Annotated in this window: 12 protein-coding genes; 6 read left to right on the top strand and 6 right to left on the bottom strand. The window is 74.4% G+C overall.

All coding sequences use genetic code 11. The features are described from left to right. Positions 1-30: 30 nt before the first annotated feature. Positions 31-3117: a non-ribosomal peptide synthetase gene (locus tag BJP25_RS18840; RefSeq protein WP_075976291.1), complete on the bottom strand. Its 3087-nt coding sequence runs from the start codon at positions 3115-3117 to the stop codon at positions 31-33. A gap of 694 nt (positions 3118-3811) precedes the next feature. Between BJP25_RS18840 and BJP25_RS18845 the strand changes: the two genes are divergently transcribed. From BJP25_RS18845 to gntD, 4 genes are read left to right on the top strand one after another with little or no spacing between them, the layout of a single operon-like run. Continuing rightward, positions 3812-4837 carry a TauD/TfdA family dioxygenase gene (locus tag BJP25_RS18845; protein WP_075976292.1) on the top strand — a complete coding sequence of 342 codons (1026 nt, stop codon included), beginning with the start codon at positions 3812-3814 and terminating at the stop codon, positions 4835-4837. Further along, positions 4822-6039, top strand: coding sequence for an argininosuccinate synthase domain-containing protein (locus BJP25_RS18850; RefSeq protein WP_075976293.1), 1218 nt, complete (start codon positions 4822-4824; stop codon positions 6037-6039). The genes BJP25_RS18845 and BJP25_RS18850 overlap by 16 nt, the downstream gene beginning before the upstream one ends. Then, entirely contained in the window at positions 6036-6707 is a 672-nt protein-coding gene (locus tag BJP25_RS18855; protein WP_075976294.1) for a cyclase family protein, read from the top strand. The genes BJP25_RS18850 and BJP25_RS18855 overlap by 4 nt, the downstream gene beginning before the upstream one ends. A gap of 60 nt (positions 6708-6767) precedes the next feature. After that, positions 6768-7796, top strand: a complete 1029-nt coding sequence (gene gntD, locus BJP25_RS18860; RefSeq protein WP_075976295.1) for a guanitoxin biosynthesis L-enduracididine beta-hydroxylase GntD — start codon at positions 6768-6770, stop codon at positions 7794-7796. Here gntD and BJP25_RS18865 read toward each other — a convergent pair. Beyond that, positions 7793-8464: an HAD family hydrolase gene (locus BJP25_RS18865; RefSeq protein WP_075976296.1), complete on the bottom strand. Its 672-nt coding sequence runs from the start codon at positions 8462-8464 to the stop codon at positions 7793-7795. The two genes, gntD and BJP25_RS18865, sit on opposite strands and share 4 nt — an antisense overlap. 36 nt (positions 8465-8500) lie before the next feature. Beyond that, entirely contained in the window at positions 8501-9448 is a 948-nt protein-coding gene (locus tag BJP25_RS18870) for an aldo/keto reductase (protein ID WP_075976297.1), read from the bottom strand. Positions 9449-9522: 74 nt separating this feature from the next. On the opposite strand from BJP25_RS18870, the gene BJP25_RS18875 reads away from it, so the two are divergent. Then, positions 9523-11100, top strand: a complete 1578-nt coding sequence (locus tag BJP25_RS18875; protein ID WP_075976298.1) for an APC family permease — start codon at positions 9523-9525, stop codon at positions 11098-11100. Between the two features lie 63 nt (positions 11101-11163). Here BJP25_RS18875 and BJP25_RS18880 read toward each other — a convergent pair whose 3' ends face one another. The 3 genes from BJP25_RS18880 to BJP25_RS36280 form a co-directional block, all read right to left on the bottom strand. Continuing rightward, a complete protein-coding gene (locus BJP25_RS18880; RefSeq protein WP_084794181.1) occupies positions 11164-12615 on the bottom strand; it encodes a DUF885 domain-containing protein in 1452 nt (483 codons plus the stop codon). After that, entirely contained in the window at positions 12612-13850 is a 1239-nt protein-coding gene (locus tag BJP25_RS18885) for a cation:proton antiporter (RefSeq protein ID WP_075976300.1), read from the bottom strand. The genes BJP25_RS18880 and BJP25_RS18885 overlap by 4 nt, the downstream gene beginning before the upstream one ends. 84 nt (positions 13851-13934) lie before the next feature. Next, positions 13935-16835, bottom strand: a complete 2901-nt coding sequence (locus tag BJP25_RS36280; protein ID WP_075976301.1) for a helix-turn-helix transcriptional regulator — start codon at positions 16833-16835, stop codon at positions 13935-13937. A 469-nt stretch (positions 16836-17304) separates the two neighbouring features. Between BJP25_RS36280 and BJP25_RS18895 the strand changes: the two genes are divergently transcribed. Next, positions 17305-18516 (top strand): phytanoyl-CoA dioxygenase family protein, encoded by a 1212-nt coding sequence (locus BJP25_RS18895; RefSeq protein WP_158075681.1) that lies wholly within the window; start codon positions 17305-17307, stop codon positions 18514-18516.

An 18516-nucleotide genomic window follows, 5' to 3' on the forward strand; every position in this document is an offset into this window, starting at 1 on the left:
CCCTTCCCAGCAGCGGATTCCCGGTTGCGGTCATGGCGTCCCGCCGATGCGGATCGGGCGGTCCGGGGCCGCGGTCAGCTCGCCGAGGACCGCGGTGTACTCGGCCAGCAGCCCTTCAGCGGTCGAGCGGGTGAGGATGTCGGTGTTGTAGGGCAGCACCACGACCAGTTCCTCGCCGACCTCGTTCACCTCGATGGTCAGGTCCGCCTTCGCGGTGCCGTTGTCCACCAGCCACGGGGTCGCGCGCACGCCCTCCAGACCTGCCCGCGGGCGCAGTGGCCCCTGGTAGGCCAGCACGACCTGGACCAGCGGCTGACCGGAGGCGCCCGGTCGGGCGCCGAGGGCGCGGACCACCGCGCCGAAGTCGACGTACTGGTGTTCCAGCGCCTCCTGGGCGTGGTCGTCGACGGCGGCCAGCACCTTGAGCGGGACCGCGTCGTCGTCGAGGACGACGCGCATCACCGCGGTGTTGGTGAAGAAGCCGACCACGTCCTCGGCCGCGGGGGAGGGCCGCCCGGAGTACGGGGAGCCGATCAGCACGTCGCGCTGACCGGTGCGCCGGGCGACCAGCACGGCGAGGGCGAGCAGGTGGACGGCGAACGGGGTGGCGCCCGCGTCCGCGGCCAGCCGCCGCACCGCCTGCCGCAGCCCGGGGCCGGTCGCGTGGTTGAGCCGCTCGCCCCGGTGCGAGAACACCGCGGGGCGGGGGCGGTCCTCGGGCAGCCGGACCTCGGTCGGGGCACCGGCCAGCAGCTCGCGCCACCGGTCCAAGCCAGCGGCGAGCGCGGGGTGGTCGGCGACGGCGTGCTGCCAGGCGGCGTGGTCGCGGGGGCGCAGCCCGGTGCCGGGCACCGGGTCCGGGCTCCGCCCGGCGCGCCGGGCCGCGTAGCAGTGCGCGAGGTCGGAGTCGATGACGTCGATGGACAGCCCGTCGGCGACGACGTGGTGGGTCACCAGGACGAGCACGTGCTCGGTGGGCGAGAGGACCAGCAGGGCGGCGCGGAGCAGGGGTGGCTCGGCCAGGTCGAACGGCACGGCGCCCAGCTGCGCGGCCCGGCGCTCGGCCTGCGCGGGCGAGCCCACGGCCTCCACCACCAGCTCAGCGGTGACCTCGTCGGCCACGCGGACCACCAGCTCGCCCGCCACGAGGTGCAAGCCGCTGCGGAAGGCGTCGTGGCGGTCGACGAGGTCCTGCACCGCCCGGCCCAGCGCGGGCACGTCCACCCGGCCGTCCAGGTGCAGGGCGGAGGCCTCGTTGTAGGCGACCGACGCGGAGCGCTTCACCCTCGCCAGCGACCAGAGCCTGCGCTGGTGCGGCGACGCCGGGTGGGTCGCCGGGGCGTCCACCCCGACCAGCGGCGGCAGGCCGGGCGCGGCGCCGCCCGCGTCGAGCAGCTCAGCCACCGCGGCCAGCGAGCCCGCGCCGAGCAGCTGCCGGGCGGTCAGCGCGGCGCCGAAGTCGTCGCGGACGCGGTTGAGCACGCGCACCGCCTGCAGGGAGGTGCCGCCCAGGGCGCGGAACCCGTCCGCCGCGCCGACCCCGTCCACCCCGAGCACGTCCTCCCAGATCGCCGCGAGCCGGGCCTGCGTCTCCCCCGCGGTCCCGCCGGACCCGGTGTGCACGGGCACGGGGTGCTCGGCGAGCGCCTTCAGGTCGAGCTTGCCGTGCTGGTTGAGCGGCAACCGGTCCAGCCGGACCACCGCGGACGGGACCGCGATCGGCGGCAGCTCGGCCGCGAGGCGCTCGGCCAGCTCGGCCTCCACACCGCCGTCCCCGCCGTCCCGGGTGCTGTCCACCACGACGAAGGCGACCAGCCTGGCCGCCGGGCCCTCGCCCTGCACGACCGCGGCGCAGGACCGCACCCCGGGGTGCGCGGCGAGGACGGCCTCGACCTCACCGCGCTCCACGCGGTGACCGCGCACGTTGAGCTGCTGGTCCACCCGGCCCAGGAAGTCCAGGTTGCCGTCGGGCAACCGCCGCACCCGGTCGCCCGTGCGGTAGAGCCGGGCGCCGGGGCGGGCGCTGAACGGGTCGACGGGGAACTGGCGGTCGGTGAGCTCCGGCAACCCCCAGTAGCCCTTGGCGAGGCCGGGACCACCGACGTACAGCTCACCGGGCTCCCCCTCGGGCACCGGGCGCATCGCCGGGTCGAGCACGTGCACCTCGCGCCCGGGGAGGGGCTTGCCGATCGGCGGGGCGGCGCCGGGGGCGCGCTCGTCGGAGGCGGTGGCCGCGACGGTGACCTCGGTCGGGCCGTAGACGTTGACCAGGCGCCTGCCCGCGCCCCAGCGCTCGGCCACCTGCGGCAGGCAGACCTCGCCGATGTAGGTGAGCGTGCCCAGGTCGGGCAGGGCGGGTCGCTCCACCAGCTCGGCGAGCAGGGCGGGCGGCAGCATGGCCGCGGTGACCCGCGTGTCGCGCAGGAACCGGACCAGCTCGGGTCCGGCGGTGTCGACGTGCGCGGGCGGGACCACCACCGTGCCGCCGACCGCGAGCGGGGCGAAGATGTCGAGGACCTGGATCTCCCAGGTCAGCGGGTAGTACTGGAGGAAGCGCGTCCCCGGTCCGAGCCCCAGGTAGGGCGTGATGGCGCCGATGAGGAAGCACGCCGAGCCGTGGACGTGCATGACGCCCTTGGGCCTGCCCGTGGTGCCCGAGGTGTAGGTGATGAACGCCAGCCGCTCCGGGTCACCGGCGGGCAGCCCGCCCTCCTCGGGCTCCGCGTCCTGACCGATGAGGTCACCCGGTGTCACGAGGGGGACGCCGCACGGCGGCAGCACCGCGCGCAGGGGCTCCGAAGCGATGAGCAGTCCTGGTTGGACGTCCTCGACCACCCAGCGCAACCGGGCCTCGGGGTGCGAGGGGTCGAGGGCGACGTAGCTGCCGCCCGCCTTGAGGATGCCCAGCAGCAGCACAACCACCTCGGCCGAGCGCTCCAGGCACAGGCCCACGAACACTCCGGGGCCGACGCCGAGCCCGCGCAACCGCCGGGCCACCGAACCGGAGGCCCGGTCCAGCTCCGCGTAGGTCATCCGAACACCGCCGCACTCGACCGCGAGCGCGTCCGGGGACACCCGGGCGCGCGCGCTGACGAGGCCGTGGATCGAGCCGCTCATCGGGGCCCCGCGTCGCGGCGAACAGCCTCGGCATGCGCGTTCACGGCAGTTCCCCCTCGCACGAGCACAGGTGACCGACAGCCAACGGTGAGTTGCGCCTCAGCTACAGCAGTTACTGCTTAGCACCTCAGTTACCACCTTCGCGACAGTTCCACACGCGAACCTTTCGCGATTACAGAACGCAACAGCAGGCTCCCCCAGCGGACGTCGGCACCCTACGCCGCGCGTCTCGTCACTGGCAACCTCGTTGCCATTCCTGCCGGGAACCCCTTTTCCGGGCACGCCGTTCCACTATCGACGGACACGTCGTCCCCTGCGCAACCCCTAAAGCCTTGCACCAGCACTGAGCACTGGATACACTCCGCCGCGCTCCTGCGGAGCACCGGCATTGCGAGGAAATCTCGGGAAAATCGGACGTCATTAGGCGGTTCGGGGTAACACCTGCCTACCTGCGCATTCACCCGCAGCCGACGCGAGGGGCGCGGTTGAGCGGTACACAGTGAACTGTGGTAACCATTGGTGCAGACCTGCGTTTGGGGTCGCGCACCGAGGGCAGGAAGAACGCTCGTCCACTTTCGCCGAGCAGCCGCTGTTCGGCCCACTGGCGTGCCGTCGGCACTGGGAGAACCGAGGGAAGGAATCAGGTGCTATGGGCAGCGCTGTGGCCAGTGCCGATCCGCGGCCGCTGGATCACGTGGAGATTTCGCTGACCGATTCCGAGTGCGCGGACGTGCGCGGGCGGCTGGCCGAGTTCGCGCGCGCGAGCAACGACCTGCCGCTCGACAGCGAAGACCTCCTCGCCGACGCCGAGGTGGCCGGGAAGGTGCTGCCCGACCGCCTGGTCCGCGCGCTGCGCGGGTTCCGGCGCGGGGGCAACGACACCGGCGCCCTGCTGATCAGGAACGTGCCCACCGACACCGCCCTGCCGCCCACCCCGCACGACGGGTACTCCGGGCACTGGACCGAGGTGCCGGTCGCGACCTTCGCCCAGCTCGCCGTCGTCTCCCAGCTCGGCGAGGTCATCGCCTACGCCGACGAGAAGGCGGGCAACCTCATCCAGGACGTGGTCCCGGTCCGCGGCGCGGAAGCGCGGCAGGAGAACACCGGCACCGTCTACCTGGAACTGCACACCGAGAACGGGTTCCACCCGCACAAACCGGACTTCATCACGCTGCTGTGCCTGCGCCCCGACCACGGCCGCGCCAGCCACACCGTCGTCGGCGGCGCCGCCGAGGTGCTGCCGGAGCTGTCTGCGGCCTGCACCGCGGCGCTGCGCAGGCCGGAGTTCCGGCTGCGGGTGAGCAGCTCGTTCGGCGCGGGCGCCGACCTGCGCACCGAACCGGTCGCGGTGCTGTCCGGTCCGGTCGACTCCCCCGAGTTCCTCGCCGACTTCCACACCATGGAGCCGCTGACCGGCGCGGCCGCCGCCGCGCTCGACGAGCTGAAGGCGGCGCTGCTGAGGTCGCTGCGCGGGGCCAGGCTCGACGCGGGCGACCTGCTGGTCATCGACAACCGCACCGCCGTCCACGGCCGCACCCCGTTCACCGCCCGCTACGACGAGACCGACCGCTGGCTGCGTCGCTGCTTCGCGGTGTCCGACCTGCGCCGCTCGCGCGGGGTGCGCAGCCCCGGCTCGCGGGTGTGCGCGCCGCTCGCGGTGATCGGGCTGTCGGGCACCCACCCCCGGACCGAGGAGGACGCGCGGTGCAGCAGTTCCTGACCACCCTCGACGAGCTGGCCGCCCGACCCCCGCAGCACCTGCTGCTGCTCTACTCCGGCGGCCTGGACGGGACCTTCCTGCTGCACCGGCTGCGCGAGCTGGACAGCAAGGTCACCGCGCTCAACGTGCGGATCGGGGACACCGAGCCCGCCGACACCGCCGCCGCGCAGGCGCGCGCGTTCGGGGCCGACTTCCGCGACGTCGACGCCACCGACGAGTTCTTCGCCGAGTTCCTCCCGGCGGCGATCCACGCCGACGCCTGCTTCCAGGGCGAGTTCCCGGTCAGCTCCACGATCACCCGGCCGCTCATGGCGCGGGCGGCGGTGCGGGTGGCCCGCGAGCTGGGCTGCGACGTGATCGGCCACACCGCCACCTACATGCAGAACAGCTCGATCCGGCTGTCCGGGTCGATCTCCGCGCTGGACCCGGGGATCGGCGTGGCCGCGCCGTTCCTCGGGTCGGACCTGCCGCGCTCGGCGAAGCTCGCCGCGCTGGCGGGCACCGGGGTGAGCTTCCCGGAGGGCATCCACAGCATCGACGCCAACCCGTGGGCGCGGGTGATCGAGTGCGGGTCGCTGGAGAGCCCCGAGAACCGGCTCGACGAGAGCGTCTTCCGCTGGACCAACGACATCGCGGACGCCCCGGACGAGCCGGTGGAGATCGCGCTGACCTTCGCCGCGGGCCTGCCGGTGGAGCTGGACGGGACCGCGCTGCCGTTGCCTGAGCTGGTGTCCCGGCTGAACGCGCTCGGCGGGGAGCACGCCGTCGGCCGGTCGTCCGGGCTGGAGGACACCCCGTTCGGCGTGAAGAACCACGAGATCCGCGAGGCACCGGCCGCGGCGATCATCATCAAGGCGCACCAGGTCCTCGCGAACGCCGTGTGCACCAACCAGGAGCACGCGGTGCGCGCCGGCATCGCCCGCGAGTGGACGAACGCCGTCGTGCACGGCCAGTGGTTCGGCAACCTCGGTGAGAGCCTGGCCCGCTGCCTGGCCGACCTCGACCGCCCGCTCACCGGGGCGGTGCGGCTCAAGCTGCACAAGGGCAACCTGGTCGTGATCGGCACCGACTCCCCGAACGGGCTCTACTACACCCGGCACGGCGCGGAGTTCCACGACGTCATGAACAGCTACTCCTACGCACCCTGGCTGGCCCTGGCCACGTGGCCGGACCGACTGCGACGACCCGGAACGGTGACATGAGCGACGACAAGCGGACCCTGGTCGACCTCTCGCACGTGGTGCGGCACGGCATGACCACCTACCCGGGGCTGCCCGGGCCGGTGATCGAGGACCACATGTCCTTCGCCGACTCGCAGGGCCGGTACTCCCCCGGCACCGAGTTCCAGATCGGGCGGATCACCCTCGTCGCCAACACCGGCACCTACGTCGACGTGCCCGCGCACCGCTTCACCGGCGGCTCCGACCTGTCGGAGGTGCCGCTGTCGACCTTCGTCGACCTGGAGGGCGTCGCCGTCTCCGCCACCGGCGCCGCGGCCGTCGGCCCCGAGGCGTTCGACGGTGTCGACGTCACCGGCAAGGCCGTGCTCGTGCACACCGGCTGGGACAGGCACTGGGACACCCCGCACTACGGCGACGCGGGCCACCCGTTCCTGACCGCGGACGCCGTGGCGTGGCTGGTCGAGCGCGGGCCGGTCATCGTCGGCATCGACTCGGTGAACATCGACGACATGGCCGACCTGAGCCGCCCGGCGCACACCGGGCTGCTCGCGGCGGGCATCCCCTGCGTGGAGCACATGACCGGCCTGGAGCAGGTGGTGGGCACCCGGTTCCGGTTCCACGCCGCGCCGATCGCCGTGGCCGGGATGGGCACCTTCTCGGTCCGCGCGTACGCGCTCGTCGACGGGTGACCCGCGGCGCCCCACCAGCCAGGCGGAGGATCCCACCAGCCCCACGGAGGTCGTGAGCCCATGGAGAAGCACCACCTCGATCCCGCGAGCGCCGCGGCGCTCGACGAGCTCGTCCGGGAGGTCACCGCGCAGGTGTCCACCGTGCACGGCGCCGAGTTCCACCGGCTGGCCGCCGTGCTCGCCCACGAGCTGCCGCGCGGCCTGCGGGAGGTGTTCGTCGACTTCCGGCTGCGCGAGCCGTCCGGCGCGCTGTTGCTGTCCGGGCTGCCGGTGGACGACGACCGGATCGGGCCGACCCCCGCGCACTGGTACCCGGACCCCGACGAGGTGTCGCCGTCGCTGCGCGAAGAGGTCGCGTTCGGCCTGCTGGCGCAGCTGCTCGGTGACCCCTTCGGCTTCGCGACCCTGCACAACGGGCTGCTGGTGCACAACATCATCCCGATCAAGGGGTACGAGAAGGAGCAGATCGCCTTCGGCTCCGACGAGAAGCTGGAGTGGCACACCGAGGAGGCGTTCCACGTCCACCGGTCGGCCTACACCGCGCTGCTCTGCCTGCGCAACCCCGCAGGCGCGCCGACCACCTACGCCGACATCGCCGACCTGGAGATCAGCGCGGCGGACCGCGCGGTGCTCCGCCAGCCGCTGTTCGAGACCCGGCCCAGCGGCTCGCACTCCGCCGAGCGCAACAAGTTCCGCGAGCTGCTGCCCGAGTCCGACCACGAGCGGTGGGGCCGCAGCTTCGCCGCCACCGAGGGCATCCACTCCGACCCGGTCGTGCAGCCGGTGCTGCGCGGGGCCGAGGACCGGCCCTACCTCTGCCTGGACCCGGACTGCATGACCGCCGTCGACGACGAAGCGGCCGCGGCGCTGGCCAGGCTGGTCGCCGAGGTCGACCGCAGGATCCAGGACGTCACGCTCACCCCCGGCGACGTGCTGTTCATGGACAACGACCGGGCCATCCACGGCCGCAAGCCGTTCAAGGCGCACTTCGACGGCAACGACCGGTGGCTCAAGCGGATGAACATCGCCCGCGACCTCAGGCCCTCCCGTGACCGCAGGCTGTCCCCGGACAGCCGCGTCATCTTCTAGTGCCCCTGCTCGTGCCCACCCCGGCCCGCACCAGCCGCCAGCACCGCGAAGGCCTCGGCCGGGGTGGCCACCACGACGTCCGGGCGGGGACCGACCTCGGGCACCCGGGCGCCGTGGGAGATCCACAGGGTCCGCATGCCCACCGCGGCACCACCGGCGACGTCGTTCTCCAGGGAGTCACCGACCATCCAGGCCCCGTCCAGGTCCGCCCCCGCCCGCTCCGCCACGAGGCGGAACACGGCGGGGTCGGGCTTGGGGGCCACCTCGTCCTCGGCGTAGCAGACCACGTCGAACAGGTCGAGCAGGCCACCGCCCAGCTTGGGCAGCTGGTCCACCGCGGTGCCGTTGGTGAGCAGGGCCTGGCGCCAACCCCGCTCGCGCAGGTCGCGCAGTCCACTCAGGACACCATCGAGCGGGCGGGCCAGCCTCGGCACCCCCTCGGCGAAGGCGTCGCGCAGGTCCCGCCAGGACTCGGTGAACCCGAACTTGGTGATGATGTTGGTGAAGGACACCTGCGGCGTGGCCGGGCTGGCGGCTTCGGCGCGCAGGAACTCCAGGGCGTCGGGGCCCAACCCGCGGCTGTCGACGAGTTGGACCAGCCACCTGTCCGCGGCGGCGGTGCTGTCGACGAGGGTGTCATCGAGGTCGAACACGGCGAAGGGGCGCACAGCACAGGAATGTACCGAACCGCGCGCCCGTCGGTGTCACTCCCTCGCACCGACCGGCGCGGGCAGCGCGTTCAGCTCGGCCAGTTCTTCCCCGCTCAGGGTGACATCCGCTGCCGCGGCGTTCTCCGCGAGGTACTTCGGGTTCTTGGTCCCGGGGATCGGGATCACGTGCTCGCCTTGGGCCAGCAGCCACGCCAGGGCGACCTGGGCGGGGGTCACCCCGTGGCGCCGCCCGATGGCCCGGACCGCGTCCACCAGCAGCCGGTTGGCCGCCAGCGCCTCCTCGGTGAACCTCGGCATCTGCGCGCGGAAGTCGCCGCGCTCGAGGTCGGCGGGCGTGGTGTAGCGGCCGGTCAGCAGACCGCCGCCGACCGGGGAGTGGCAGAGGAAGGCGATGCCGCGCTCGGCGCAGTACGGGACGACGTCAGCGAGGAAGTCCCTGGTGAACAGCGAGAGCTCGGACTGGACCGCCTGCACGGGGTGGACCCGGTGCGCCCGCTGGAGTTCGTCGAGCGCCATTTCGGAGATGCCGATGTGGCGGGCCTTCCCGGCGGCCACGAGCTGCGCGAGGGCGCCCCAGCTCTCCTCGACCGGCACGTCGGGGTCGACGCGGTGCAGGAAGTAGATGTCGACGTGGTCGGTGCCCAGCCGCCGCAGGCTCGCCTCCAGCGCCGACCGCAGGTACTCCGGGCGGCCGTTGAGGGAGAAGTCGTTGCCGTCGAAGCGAACCCCGCCCTTGGTGGAGAGCACGACCTCCGACCGCCTGCCGCGCAAGGCGCGACCGACCAGCTCCTCGTTGGTGAACGGCCCGTAGACGTCCGCGGTGTCGATGAGGGTGACGCCGAGGTCGACCGCCTGGCGGATCACGCTTTCCGACGTGCTGTCGTCGCGGCTGCCCGGGTCGTAGGCGAAGGACATGCCCATGGTGCCCAACCCGATGCGCCCGCACACCGGCCCACCGGCACCCAGGTTCGTGGTAAGCATGTCGCCATCCTAGTTCAGCTGCGCCCGCAGCTGTGTTCACAACCCGTGCCCACCAGTTCCTCTGTGGAGGCAGCATGACCACGACCGATTCGGTGCGGCCGTTACCGGGCCAGGACGACAAGCTCCGGCGGGAGCTGGGCTACTGGAGCCTGACCGGCATCGCCTTCGGCGGGATCATCGGCTCCGGCTGGCTGTTCGGCTCGTTCTACGGCGCCCAGGCCGCCGGGCCCGCCGCGGTCCTGTCGTGGGTGATCGGCGGGTGCGCCCTCGGGCTGGTGGCGCTGGTGCTCATCGAACTCGGTTCCGGCACACCGCAGGCGGGGGGCCTGGTCCGGTGGCCGTCGCTGGCCAACGGGCCGCTCGCGGGGACCCTGGTCGGGTGGGCGATGCTGCTCGCGGTGGCGAGCACGATGGCCGCGCAGGCCTCGGCGATCACCCAGTACGCCGACCGCTACCTGCCCGGCCTCTACGTCGACGGCGCGCTGACCCCGCTCGGCAAGGTGGCGGGCGCGGGCCTGCTCCTCGTCCTGGTCGCGCTGAACTGGTTCGGCGTCAAGCTCTTCGCCCGGCTGAACCTGCTGGTCACCGCGATCAAGGTGACCATCCCGGTCCTGACCGTGGTGGCACTGGTCCTGTCCGGCCTGCACCCGGAGAACGTCGCGGCGGGCGGTGGTTTCGCCCCGTTCGGCTGGCCCGCCGTGCTGACCGCGATCGCCAGCGCGGGCATCATCTACGGGCTCGACGGCTTCGCCGCCCCCATCGACCTGTCCGGCGAGGCCCGCAACGCCCGCCGCGACATCCCCCGCGCCGTGCTGACCGCCATCTGCCTGTCGATGCTGCTGCACGTCGTGCTGCAACTGACGTTCGTGTTCGTCGTCCCCACCGACAGCCTGGCGGGTGGCTGGCAGGGCATCGACTTCTCCTCGCCCTTCGGTGAGCTGGCCCTGCTGCTCAACCTGAGCTGGCTGGCCACCATCATCTACGCCGACGCCGTCTTCTCCCCCTCCGGCTCGACCTACGTCATCGTCGCCGCGGGCAGCCGCGAGACCTACGCCGTCGCCAAGAACAAGGCCCTGCCCCGCCGCTTCGGCCGGGTGAGCGAGCGCGCGGGCGTCCCGCGCAACGCCATGGCCCTCAACTACGTGCTGGCCGTCCTGTTCCTGCTGCCCTCCAGCGGCTGGCAGCAGATCATCGGCGTCGTCGGCGTCCTGGCCGTGCTCACCTACGCCCTGTGCACCGTCGCCGCCGCGTCGTTCCGGCTCGCCGCCCCGCACCGGCTGGCGGGCTGGGTCCGCGGGCTCGGCTGGATCGCCCCCGCGGGCTTCGTCGTCGGTTCCGAGCTCATCTACTGGGGTTCCTGGCAGAACCTGCGCATCGCCCTGCCCCTGCTGGCGGCCTCCACCCTCCTGTTCGCCGCACTCCGCCGCCGCGACCTCGACATCCGCCGCGAACTGCGCACCGGCGCGTGGCTGGTCTGCTACCTGGCCTGGCTGCTCCTGGTCTCCGCCCTGGGCACCTTCGGCGGCAGCAACCTCATCCCCGCCCCCTGGGACACCGTGCTGGTCGCGGCCCTGGCCCTGCTGACCCACCGCTGGGGCGCCCGCTCCGGCGCCGCCTTCCTCCGCAGGCAGGACGAGCCCACCGGGGCCTGACACCAGCCTGACACCAGTCTGACGCCGGTCAGCGGGGCGACCTCCCACGGGCCTGGTCCGAGGTCATCGGCGCAGTGCCGCGCGCAGCGGTGCCAGCCCGATCGGTCCCAGCGCCAGCGCCTCGGCGTAGAAGTCGCGGCGGTTGCCCGCGCGGTCGGCGAGGTCCTGCCAGGCCAGCGCTCCCCAGGTGTAGGTGAGCGCTTGGCCCGGCCAGGCCGCCGAGCGCAGCACGGTGAAGTACAGCCCGCCCGCGTCGAAGGCGGACTCCTCGGCCAGGAACTCCGCTGCTGCCTGCACCGACCACGGGTGGCCGGTGTCACCGAGGGGGACTCCGGTGTGGACGGACAAGTCGGCTAGCGCCATCGCCGCGTTGAGGCGCAGGCCCAGCAGGTAGCCCAGGTGCTCCGCCCTGGTCGGCAGCGCGCCCGCGGCCAGTGCCAGGCCCTCCGCGTGCACGGCCCAGCCCTCGGAGTTGCCCGCCACCGGTCCGCAGGCGGGTAGTGGGGCAGCGCCCAGTTGCACGTGGTGGCCGGGCACGCCCTCGTGGTGCACGGTGGTCACCTGGCTCCACATGGGCCGCGGTGCCGGGTCGCTGACCGGCCAGACGAGCCTGCCCCGTCGGCTGCCGTCGGCGGCGGGCGGCTGGTAGCGCACCGGGCCCGGCTCCTCGCGCACGTCGACCTCCAGCTCACCCAGCCCGGTGACGGGCAGGTCAGTGCTCGCCGCGCCCACCCTCGCGACCAGCCACGCGCGCAGTTCGGCCGGGCCCGCGACCTGCCACGCCGGGTCCGCGTCGAACGCCGCGCAGGCCGCGCGGACGCCCTCGGGGGCCAGCGCGGCGCACTCGGCTCGCACCCGCTCCAGCTCGGTGAGCAGGCCCGCGCGCAGGTCTTCCGGGGAGACGTCCTCACCGAGGTGGAAGCGGGCGGCGGCGCGGTAGCGGTCGGGGCCGATGCCGGGCTCGTCGCGGGAGCCGGGGAGCACCTCGGTGGCGAGCACGTCGGCCAGTTCCGCGTACCCGGCGCGCGCGGCGGCCGCCTCGGGGGTGTCGCCGAACTCCACGCCGCCGTCGGCCCACGAGCGCACCGCGCCGAGCACCATCTCGACCTGGTTGCGCACCGGCGCCACCGGGGCGTGGCGCAGGGTCTCGGCGTAGCCGCGCAGCGCGCGGGGCACACCGGCCAGCGCCTCGGCGGACGCCTCGGGGTCTCCTGCTGCCAGCAGCGCGGTGACGTGCTCGCGCAGCTGCATCGGCGGGCTGGCGATGAGGTTGACCTCGGCGTCGAGGAACGCCTCGGCGTGCGCCGCCTCGGCGGTGAGCCGTTCGGCGAGGGCGGCGTCGTCGCCGGGGTCGGTGCCGCGCAGCAGCTCCGCGCGGGCGGCCCGGCCGTCCGGGGAGTAGTCGGTGAGCGCCCCGGGCGGCACCGGGGTGCCCGCCAGCGCGGCGCGGACGGGGTCGAGGGTGGCCAGCCGCGCGGCGAAGTCCGCCGCGGTGGCCATCTGCGCTGAGCTCATGCTGCTGCCGCCTTCTTGGTCTCGGCGCGCACCAGGCGCGCGTGCAGTGGTCCGGTCATCGCCGTGGTCACGAGGGTCATGAGGATCAGCGCCAGGTAGAGCGCGGGCGGCAGGATGCCTGCCGCGAAGGCGGCTTGGAGGACCACGAGTTCGGTCAGGCCGCGGGTGTTGAGCAGGATGCCCAGCTCAAGCGCCTCGGGGTGCGGGCTGCCGCCCAGGCGGGCGCCCAGGTAGGTGCCGCCCACCTTGCCCAGCACGGCGAGCGCGACCGCCACGCCGGTGGCCACCCAGGGGACGCCGTCGATCCGGGCGGTGAACACGCCGATGCCGGTGACGAAGAAGAAGACCGGCACCAGCACCCGGCCCACCCGCGCCACCGGGGCCACGGCGGCGGTCCACCCGCCGTCCGGTCCGTCGTGCGGGATCGCCAGGCCGAGTGCGAGGGCGAGCAGGATCTCGTTGACGCCGAAGGTCTTCGCCACCAGCGACAGGCCCACCGCGCTGAGCCCGATGAGGACGGACAGGGCGAGGTGGGCGCGTCCGGCGGGGACCTTGCGCAGCAGCACGGCCAACACCGCGGCGAGGAGACCGATGCCCACCAGCACCCCGATCCGGCCCAGCACCGCGGCCGGGGTACCACCGCCCGCCACCGCGATCGCCAGCGCCAGCGCGGCCCACGCCACCAGGTCCACCAACGCCGCGGCGCTGAGCGCCAACCGGGCTGTGCGGGTGCGCATCAGGTCGCGCTCCACCAGGATCCTCGCCAGCACCGGTACGGCGGTGACGGTCAACGAGATGGCCAGGACCAGCACGTACGCGGTGGCGGGCGCGGTACCGCGCAGCGCGGGGCCCTGGCCGAGCAGCCACACCGCCATGGCGACGCCGAGCGCGGCGGGCAGCACCAGCGTCCCGACGACAGCGCCGACGAGCACGCGCGCCCGCGGCGCGGCCGTGCCGGACTTGAGCTCGTGGCCGACACCGACCATGAACAACCCCAGTCCGCTGTGCGAGACCACCGACAGCGCGTCCAACCTGCCGTCGCCGAACAGCGCCTCCCGCAGACCCGCGCCCCCGACCCACAGCAGCAGCGGACCGGCGGCCAGGCCGAGGGCGATCTCCCCGACCACCTCCGGCTGGCCGACCAGCCTCGCCAGCCACGCGCCCAGGCGGGCGGCGGCCAGCACCACCACGAGCGCGAGCAGCGCGAACGCGGCCCAGCGCAGCGCGTCGGGCATGGCTTCTCCGTTCAGGAGCAGGGAAGGGTGGGCGGGAAAGGCTGGCAGGGCAGGGCAGGGTGGGGCGGGAGGCGGGGCGGGGGATCAGGCCCGGTGGGCGAGCGCGCCCCCGGCGACCGGCCTGCACCGGGCGACCACGCTGGCCACCGCGGCCCGGGAGCCGACGCCGAACTTGGCGAAGATCCGGGTCAGGTGCGCCTCGACGGTCTTGTCGCTGACCCCGAGCCGCTGGGCGATCTGGCGGTTGGTGTGCCCGCTGGAGACCAGCGTGGCCACCTGCCGCTCCCGGGCGGTCAGCGCGTCGAGCCCACCCTCGGCCTGCGGCTGCCCGCCGGAGCTGTCGACCTTGCGCTGCTCGGCGATGGCCTGGCGGACCAGGCCGTCCGCGCCGCACTCGCGCAGCAGCTGCTCGGCGCGGAACAGCTCGCCCTCCGCGGTGCGCCTGCCCGCGGCCAGCAGCCCGCAGGCGCCGACCAGCCGGGCGCGGCCCGCCAGCAGCCGCCGCCCGCGGGCGGTGAACCCGGCGTCGGCGCGCGCGGCCAGCGCCGCCGCGGCACCCGGGTCCCGTGCGGCGACCAGCTGGGCTCGCGCGCACTCGGCGAACGGTGCCCAGTGCAGGCCGAGGCCGTCGAGCGCGGTGACCCACTCGCCCGCGCGGGCGGTGCGGCCCGCGGCCAGCTCGACGCGCACCATCAGCTCGCCCGCCTCCGCCCTGGCGGGCGGGAACAACTCGGTGATCATGGTCGTGGGGCAGCGGTCGTCGGCGAACACCGTGCCCGCCGCGGCCAGCGCGCCGACGTGGTCGCCGCCCGCCAGCCTGGCCTCGGCCAGCCCGAGCCAGGTCATCGGCCACCACGCGGTGCGCGCCCGGCCGGTGACGGCGGTGGCCGCCTGGCCCGCGGTCACCGCGGCGGCTGCCGCGCCGCGCGCGGCCTCGGCCCGGCACCGGGCGAACAGCGCCGTGGCGCGCAGCTGCGGGGCGGGCAGCACGGCGGCGGCCTCGACCGCCTCGGCCGCCCACTGCGCCGCGGTGGTCACCGCGCCCAGGTGCAGGGTGGCCGTGGACAGGGCGCTGAGCAGCCGGGGCAGGTCCACCGCGCGCCCGCGCGCCTTGGCCAGCGCCACCACGTACTCCAGGTGGCGCACGGCGTCGGCGCCGTCGTCGACGTGGACCAGGCACCAGGACAGCCAGAGCACGCCGTCGACGTGGCGCAGCAGGTCGTCGTCGGTGAGCCGGTCGGTGAGCTCGCAGGCCTCGGCGGCCAGCGCCCGCCCCGCCTCGTGGTCGTCGACGCCGAGCCTGGCCAGCGCGGCCGCGGCCAGCGCGCGCAGGTGCAGGCCCCGGTCGTCGAGGTGGGCGGCGGCGCGCGCGGCGGCCTCCGCCCGGTCGACCTCGGGGTCGACCTGGTGCGAGCCCGCCAGCACCGCGTTGACGGTGCGCTCGACGACCAGCGCCACCTGCTCGGCGCCCGCGGCCCCGGCCTCGGCGCCCGCCAGCGCGTCGCTGGTGGCGGTGACGGTCTGGATGTGCCTGCCCAGCAGCCGGGTGGCCATCGCGCGGGCCACCACCAGCCGGGCGCGGCCGGGCCAGTCGCGCGGGTCGAGCAGCTCCATGGCGTGCGAGTGCGCGGTCTCGCTGTCGACCAGCCTGCCCGCGCGGGCCTGCGCCTCGGCCAGCGCCAGCAGCAGCTCCCGGCGGCGCCCGCGCGCGGCGGGCCGGTCCGGCAGCAGCCGCAGCGCGGTCTGCAACCACTGCGCCGCCGACGCCGGGTCCCGGGTCAGCGCGGCCCCGGCCGCCTCGGCGAGCAGCTCGACGGCCGCGGTGTCCCCCGCGCCCGCGGTGCGCTCCAGGTGCGGTGCCACCGCCAGCGCGGACGCCCCGCGCCCGCGCAGCACCGCGGCGGCCCTGGTGTGCGCGGCGATCCGCTCCCCCGGGCCGATGGCCCGGTAGGCCACGTGCCGCACGACCGGGTGCCGGAAGGCGAACCGGGACGAGGTGCCCAGCTGGCGCACCAGGTCGCGGCCCGCCAGCTCGTCCATGGCGGCGAGCACCGCGCCGGGGGTCAGCTCGGCGACCTCGGCGACCAGGCAGGTCTCGAACGGCTCGCCGAGCACCGCGGCGGCGCCCGCCGCCGCCCGCACGGTGGGGTGCAGCCCGGCCAGCTCGGCGCGCAGCACGGCGGTCAGCCGCAGACACGGGCCGTCCACCTCGGTGCCGTCGGCGCGGCGCGAGTGCGCGAGCACCTCCAGGTAGTAGGGGTTCCCGCCGCCCGCGCGGTGCACGGCGGCGCGCTCGGCCACGTCCAGCTCCGGGGCGGTGGTGGCCAGCAGCTCGTCGGCGGCGTCGCGGTCGAGCGGTTGCAGCGCCAGCACCAGGTGCGGGCTGAGCTTGGCCGCGCTGCTGAGCGGGGCGCCCAGCCAGGGCACCGACTGCCGGGGCCGGTGGGCCATCGCGACGAGCACCCGGCCCACCGGTGGGTGGCGCACCAGGTGCACGAGCAGCTCGGCGGACTCGCGGTCGGCCCAGTGCACGTCGTCGAGGAGCACGACCAGCCCGTGCGGCCCGGAGAGCTCGGCGAGCAGGTCGCGCACGGCGCGGTGCAGCTCGCGGCGCGCCTCCGGGGCCGGTGGCGGGGCGCCCGCGGCGCCCGCGCGGTGCAGCCCGGCCAGCGCGGGGTGCGCGAGCAGCTGGGCCCGGCGCGGTTCGGCGGCCTCGGCGAGGTGGGCGTCGAAGGCGTTGGCGAACAGCGCGAACGGGGTGGCGCGGTCGGCCTCGACCGCCCGCGCGCTGAGCACGACCATCCGCGATGCCGCGGTGTCGCGCTGGAGCTCCAGCAGCAGCCTGCTCTTGCCGACGCCGGGGTCGCCGATGACCTCGACGGTGCGGGCCCGGCCCCTGCCGACCTCGGCGACGGCCTGCGACAGCAGGCGCAGCTCCGCCCCCCGGCCGAAGATGGTCCGGGTGGTCGCGGTGTCGCGCCTCACCGCTGGTGGGCAGGCGATAAGCGGGCGCTGACCCGGGTGGTGATCGTTTCCCGTGGTGCCTGCATGGGTGAACCCGGGTGCATTTCCGCGCTCCTAACCCCCGTGGCCTGCGTTTCGTCCTGTCTACCCGGAAAAGCACAAACACGGCAAGGCTGACCTGCCACTTCACCCGGTTGGTCCACCTCTATTTCACGCTGCGTGATTTGGTTAAGCCGGTCAAGGGGGCAGGGGGCGTCAGGGATTTCCCTAACTTGCCGGGTGGGGGGTGGGGCGACCTACGCTGGCAACCACGAAGGGGGAGGATTGCCCGGCGCCCCGGGGAGCGGGCGCACGGCGGCCGCGGCGGGAGCCGCAGGGAATCGACCGACCTCCTCGCTGTCCCCCGGTACCCATTCCGCGACATCCGCGCGGTATTGCGCTGGGCACTGGAACCGCACGCTGAAACACGGGAGCTGGAATGCGCGAACTGGTGGATTCGACACCCATCGCGGCCGACCCGGACGCCCTGCGCGCCCGCGTCGCCGAGGACGGGTACGTGTTCCTGCGCGGGCTGCTCGAACCAGGACCAATCCGGAAAACCGCTCACCAGGTGCTGGCCGCATTGCAGGCCGAGGGCTGGCTGTCGCCCGACGCCGAGCCCGCCGAGGCCGAGCTGCTGCCGCCCGCGCGCGACTTCAAGAACGCGAACTTCGTTCCCGGTTATGCGCGGGTGCAGAAGGTCGAGGGCCTGCACAGCCTGCCCCACCAGCCCGCGCTCACCGCCGTCCTGCGCGCGCTGGTCGGCGACGACGTGTTCTGCCACCCGCGCAAGGTCGCCCGCCTGGTCTGGCCGACCGGCATGGGCACCACCCCCGGCCTCTACGTCCACCAGGACTTCGTCGTCGAGGGCGTCGCCGACATGTTCACCACCTGGGTCCCGTTCGTCGACTGCCCCCCGGAGCTGGGCGGGCTCGCGGTGCTGACCGGCTCGCAGAACCAGGGCGTCGCCCCCCGCTTCGACCACGTCGACCAGGACGACGACCGGTGGGCCACCACCTCCTACCGGGTCGGGGACGTGCTGCTGTTCCACTGCCTGACCGCGCACGGCGCACTGCCCAACCGCACGTCGCGGCTGCGCCTGTCGGCCGACTACCGCTGGCAGTCGGCGGCCACCCCGGTCCCCGCGGACGCCCTGCGCCCGCACCTGTTCGGCGCGCTGCCGGACTGGGACGAGCTGTCCGCGGGGTGGGCGGAGCCCGGCTGGGTCACCCCGCCCGCGGGCGTCCGCACCGTGGAGCGCACCGGCGGCGAGGCGGCCAGCGTCCCGCCGTCGCGGTTCGTCACCGTGCCGGAGCAGTCGCCCACCGACGGTGAGCACGTCGTCCTGGCCGGCCTGTTCAACAACATGAGGGATGCTTTCCAACCGGCGCGGGCGGCGGGCCGCACGGCCGCGATCGACTACCGGATCACCGGCCAGGACGGCGCCGACCACCACTGGCGCCTGGCCGTGGCCGACGGGGGCTGCACCGTGGTGACCGACCCGCCCAGCCCCGGCGAGGTGACCATCAGCTCGGCCTTCTCCGACTACCTCCGGATCGTGTCGGGAAAGCTCGACCCCTTCGCCGCGCTGTCCACCGGCAAGCTCCGCATCGAGGGTTCTCCGGAATTGGCCGTGGAACAGCTCACCTGGTTCAGGGACTGA

The organism is Actinokineospora bangkokensis, from assembly GCF_001940455.1.
Taxonomy (GTDB): Bacteria; Actinomycetota; Actinomycetes; order Mycobacteriales; family Pseudonocardiaceae; genus Actinokineospora; species Actinokineospora bangkokensis.